Genomic DNA, 2,871 nt, shown 5'->3' with positions numbered 1-2,871 from the left:
GGCAGTCATCTGCTGATCCAGGCGAAATACTACAGAAGGTGAAAAGTGATTTTCCTGACAAATGGTAAGTGCACGCTTACCGGTATCGTTATCTGAACGAAGAATAATAAATGGTTCGTTCTCAAATTTGTTTAATGGAACAGAAGGAATATCAGAAGAGCGGAACTGCCCGTTCCGGATTTCCTCAATAGGAATCTGATATTCCTGCAGTTTGGTATTGATTGAATAATTTTTGGGAACTGCAAGAAGAAGTTGTTCTTTCTGATAGATATAATGTTCAAAAATCTGGTTATCCAGAATACAGTTATCGATCACCAGATCTAACTTTCCGGCCTGGAGAAACTGGGATAGCTTTGCTGTACTTTCTTCTACAAGAGAAATTTGAACATGTGGAAATTTTTGGGAAAAATCAGCAATAAGGGGAGGCAGAATCCATGAAGAAAAGAAGTTACTGCCACCTACATTGAGAGTTCCTGTTTTGAGATTTCCCAGATCCAGTATGAAGTTTTCAAGATTATTTTCAATATCCATGACTTTTTCAACAGCCTGTATGTAATGTTTTCCAACTTCGGTTAACTGTAAAGGTTTGGTGCTTCGATCAAAAATAGGATAGCCAATACGGTTTTCTACACGTTTTACATTGGCGCTTAAAGAAGGCTGCGAAATGAAAAGAGCAGCAGCAGCTTTGGAAAAGCTTTTTTCCTTGTATACCTCATAGATGTATTCCATTCCCTGAAACATATAAACTCCTCCGATATATAACTTAGTTACTGTTCACTCCGTTCTCAGTAACGTAGCCAAAATTCATTCCAGATTGCCTGCGGAAATGGGATTTTGGCTTGTATGTCTCGGGATAGTGGTATGTGAACAGTAACATAACTTAAACACTATATATTTTATAAAAATATATGTATTTGATTATATTATAGCAGAGATATATAATGAGAGCAAATACATGAGAGAGATAATAACAGTACTGTTTAATGGATAATATTAACCGCCGATTTTGTGGGAAAATGCACCGGAATGATTATCCGGGGAAGAATGAACAGAAAAAGGAGAAAGACTATGAAAAAAACAGACTATCGTGTAGAAAGAGATTCTATTGGTGTAAAGGATATTCCGGAAGATGTATATTATGGAGTTCAATCCTTACGTGCGGCCGAAAACTTCCACATTACGGGGCTGAATATGCATCCGGAAATTATTAACAGTCTTGCATACATAAAAAAAGCAGCAGCGATAACTAATTGTGAAGTGGGGCTTCTTGAGAAGAAAAAAGCACAGGCGATTGTCCAGGCATGTGATGAAATTATTTCAGGACAATTCCACAATGAATTTATTGTGGATCCTATTCAGGGAGGTGCAGGCACATCTTTAAATATGAATGCCAATGAAGTAATTGCAAATCGCGCCATTGAGATTCTGGGAGGGAAAAAGGGTGATTATACAATTATAAACCCTAACGATGATGTGAATTGTGGACAGTCTACCAATGACGTTATTCCTACTGCCGGTAAAATGACTTCTCTTCGTCTGCTGCAGAATCTGAAGAAACAGCTTCTTCGTCTCTACGATGCTCTTAATGAAAAAGCGGTAGAGTTTGACCACGTAATCAAAATGGGACGTACACAGATGCAGGATGCAGTGCCGATTCGTCTGGGACAGGAATTTAAAGCATATTCGGTAGCAATCATGCGTGATATCCACAGAATGGATAAAGCAATGGATGAGATGCGGACCCTTAATATGGGAGGCACTGCTATTGGAACAGGAATTAATGCAGATGAGGGTTATCTGAGAAGAATTGTTCCAAATCTTACTGAAATATCAGGAATGGACTTTATACAGGCTTTTGATCTGATTGATTCCACTCAGAATCTGGATCCATTTGTAGCTGTTTCCGGCGCTGTGAAAGCATGTGCGGTAACTCTTTCCAAAATGTCAAATGATCTCCGCCTTATGTCTTCTGGTCCTCGTACCGGATTTGGAGAGATCAATCTTCCGGCAAAACAGAATGGCTCCTCTATAATGCCGGGTAAAGTCAATCCGGTTATTCCTGAAGTAGTTAATCAGGTGGCTTTTAATATTATTGGTAATGATGTTACGATTACCATGGCTGCAGAAGCTGGTCAGCTGGAATTAAATGCATTTGAGCCGATTATTTTCTATTGCATGTTTCAGTCTATCGATACTCTTGGCTATGCAGTCCAGACACTGGTAGATAATTGTATTGTAGGAATTACAGCAAATGAAGAAAGGTGCCGTTATCTGGTAGAAAACAGTGTAGGTATTATCACTGCGATCAGCCCCCATCTTGGGTATCAGAAGGCTGCGGATATTGCAAAAAAGGCAATTAAGACAGGCGAATCTGTAAGAAGTCTGATTCTGAAAGAAAAGCTTATGGACGAGGATGAACTTAATCGTATTCTGGATCCGATCCATATGACGGAACCCTGGTATTTCCGGAAAAGATTATCTTATAAAAAAATAAAAAAAACAGGCGGGAAAATCTTCCCGCCTGTAAAATCGTCTGGACACATATCATATATAAATATGATTTTTATATTTTTGAATTATTCGATTGAATACGGATGATTTTATCCGTTTGATTTCAACTGGATTAGAACAGACCTGTGATCTTACCTGTCTCGTCTACGTCGATTCTCTCAGCAGCCGGAACTTTAGGAAGACCTGGCATTGTCATAATCTCACCTGTAAGAGCTACGATGAATCCTGCACCAGCGGAAATCTTCAGGTTACGTACTGTAACTTCGAAGTCTGTAGGAGCACCCAGTTTAGTCTGGTCATCTGTTAAGCTGTACTGTGTCTTAGCTACACAGATCGGGCAGTTGCCGACGCCAAGAGCTT

At 39.4% G+C, this 2,871-nt stretch carries 2 protein-coding genes and 1 pseudogene; 1 reads left to right on the top strand and 2 read right to left on the bottom strand.

Annotated features, from left to right (window positions below; translation table 11 throughout):
• Positions 1-741: LysR family transcriptional regulator (locus AC058W_RS00405; protein ID WP_479389529.1), on the bottom strand; the 741-nt coding region annotated here is incomplete at its 3' end.
• A 303-nt stretch (positions 742-1,044) separates the two neighbouring features.
• Here AC058W_RS00405 and AC058W_RS00400 point away from each other — a divergent pair.
• Positions 1,045-2,494: pseudogene (locus tag AC058W_RS00400) on the top strand (aspartate ammonia-lyase).
• A gap of 129 nt (positions 2,495-2,623) precedes the next feature.
• Here AC058W_RS00400 and AC058W_RS00395 read toward each other — a convergent pair.
• On the bottom strand, positions 2,624-2,871 hold a 248-nt coding region (locus tag AC058W_RS00395; RefSeq protein ID WP_479389528.1), incomplete at its 5' end, for a formate--tetrahydrofolate ligase.

The organism is Blautia sp. CGZ-1-C1, from assembly GCF_056504575.1.
This window is presented reverse-complemented; position numbering and strand designations above follow the sequence as displayed.